This is a genomic window from Halomonas sp. 707D4 (genome assembly GCF_024158685.1).
In the GTDB taxonomy this organism is placed as follows: domain Bacteria; phylum Pseudomonadota; class Gammaproteobacteria; order Pseudomonadales; family Halomonadaceae; genus Vreelandella.
On the sequence record NZ_JAMZBD010000500.1, the window covers coordinates 1 to 2,213 of the forward strand.

General features: G+C 67.4%; 2 protein-coding genes and 1 pseudogene. 2 read left to right on the forward strand and 1 reads right to left on the reverse strand.

The annotated features are described in order from the left end of the window. Positions 1-977: DNA translocase FtsK 4TM domain-containing protein (locus BIS11_RS15780; protein WP_253586509.1), on the reverse strand; the 977-nt coding region annotated here is incomplete at its 3' end. A 163-nt stretch (positions 978-1,140) separates the two neighbouring features. Here BIS11_RS15780 and aat point away from each other — a divergent pair. Together aat and BIS11_RS15790 are read left to right on the forward strand one after the other, a co-directional pair. Beyond that, on the forward strand, positions 1,141-1,887 hold the full coding sequence (aat, locus tag BIS11_RS15785) for a leucyl/phenylalanyl-tRNA--protein transferase (protein ID WP_253420264.1): 747 nt from the start codon (positions 1,141-1,143) through the stop codon (positions 1,885-1,887). A 22-nt stretch (positions 1,888-1,909) separates the two neighbouring features. Beyond that, positions 1,910-2,213, forward strand: a pseudogene (locus tag BIS11_RS15790) (arginyltransferase); the annotation flags it as partial.

Here is a 2,213-nt window from a genome sequence, read left to right on the forward strand (position 1 = left end):
GTGTAGGCCTTGTCGGTCGCCTCCCAAGGGATCGAGGTGTCGGTCACCGCGTCGTCATCCGCGCTGAAGGCCATCATGCTCGGCTCGCGACGCCCCTGTTCGCGCGGGCGCACCTTGGCGGGCGGCGCGTCCTGCTCGAAGGCGACGGGCGTCGGCGCCTCTGGTTCGCGCTCGGCATCACGGGCCTTCTGCTCCTCGCGGGTGCGCTCCTTGAACTTGCGCGACGCCTCGCGGGCCGCGGCCTTGATCGACTTGCGATCCTCGCGCTTCTGGCGAGAGCGGGCGCGACGGGCACCGAACCAGCCACCGACGCGGCAGAGTCGCTTGCCCACCTCGTCAGCCACGTTGAGCCACGACATGCCCGAGAACAGCGGAAAGCCGATCAGGATCAGGGCGGCGGCGATCAGCCCTACCCCGCCACTGCCGACCAGCGGCCTGAGCGTGGCCACAAGCCCCTCGCCCAGGATGCCGCCGGAAGCGTAGGGAAGAATGCTCTGCGGGTGATAGAAGTGCAGTGCGCCGAGGGTGGTGGTGCCGAACATCAGAAGCACGAGGCCACCGGCGTGTACCGCGATGGCGACCGGGTCGAGCTCGAAGCGCACCTGGCGCGAGCGCATCAGCCACCAGGCGGCGAAGCCGAACATGCCGGGCCACCACAGGGCACTGGCGCCGAGCAGGGAGTAGAGCACGTCCGCAAGCCAGGCGCCCACCGGGCCCATCCAGTTGCGCACGTCGGTTTCCGGCCCCTGGTAGGACCAGCCGGGGTCTGCCGGGTGATAGCTGAACAGCGCCAGCAGCAGAAATACGCACACGGCCAGCAGGACCACCACCACGCCTTCGCGCAGGGAGCCCTGCAGGCGCAATCCGAAACGCCGCGCCGTGTCCTTTGCGGCCTTGACCCGGGTCGATTGGGCCGACGTCGAGGGTCGACGCGAACCGCGCTGCGTTCGCTTGTCTACCGTCTTGTTCACTTTCAAGCGATTCTCCCTTTACACCTGGTGGCGTCGTTCATCCACTTGCGAGTTTGCATCATACCGACCATCCTTGCGCCGTCACAGCGCCTGTCGTCAAGAGCCGTGCTCTTGTCATGTTGCTCGTAAAGCCCCGTTCCATCAGCGCCCAACAAGAGGAGCCGCCTCGATGCTACCCTGGCTTGCATCGCCCATTCCCGCCTTCCCGAACACGGCCATGGCGCTCGATACGCCCAACGGGCTGCTCGCCGCCGGCGGCGAGCTGTCGCCGACCTGGCTGGTCCACGCTTACCGCCGGGGCATCTTTCCCTGGTACAGCGACGACGACCCGATCCTCTGGTGGAGCCCGGATCCGCGCATGGTGCTGGCCCCTGCCGAGTTCCGCCTGCGCCGCAGCCTGGCGAAGCGGCTACGCAATGGTGGCTTTCACGTGACGCTGAATCAAGACTTCGATCGGGTCATTCATGCCTGCGCCGCCCCGCGCCAGGGCGAACCGGGTACCTGGATCAATCCCGAGATGCGCGTCGCCTACCAGGCGCTGCACGCACTCGGCATCGCCCACAGCATCGAGGTCCGTCACGGCGACCACCTGGTGGGCGGACTCTACGGCCTCGCCATGGGGCCGGTCTTCTTCGGCGAATCGATGTTCTCGAGCGCCCCGGACGCCTCGAAGATCGCGCTGGCGCACCTCGCCCGCGCCATGGCGGACAATGGCGGCCTCCTGATCGATTGCCAGATGCATACCCCGCACCTGGAGCGGCTGGGGGCTACCCCCATCGCCCGCGAGACGTTCATCGGCTATCTTGATCAATGGCTGCCGGAAAAAGCGTTCGCACCGACCAGGCACGGCGCGAAGATTCCCGACGTGCCTGCATCGCCCTGGCTCGACGCCATTCCCGACGCCTACAGCCGCTAGCCTACACTCAAGGAGGTGGATCGTGAGCAGCAGCGCCCCCCGCCGTCCGGTACGGGATCTTCGTTTCTTCCTCACCGTGCCCCACCGCTGCAGCTACCTGCAGGAACAGGAAGCGACCACGCTGTTCCTGGACCCGAAGGAGGCGCCGGCCAGCGGTGTCTACGAGGCGCTGTCGCTGCTGGGCTTTCGACGCAGCGGACGCCACCTCTATCGACCGCACTGCGACGGCTGCCAGGCGTGCCAGTCGGTGCGCATTCCCGTGGCGGAGTTCACCCCCGGTCGCACCCAGCGCAAGGTCGCGCGGCGCAACGCCGATGTTACCACGC

What these genes read in the sequence shown, in the direction of transcription:
- aat (WP_253420264.1), top strand. Translation starts at nt 1,141, where the DNA reads ATGCTACCCTGGCTTGCATCGCCCATTCCCGCCTTCCCGAACACGGCC.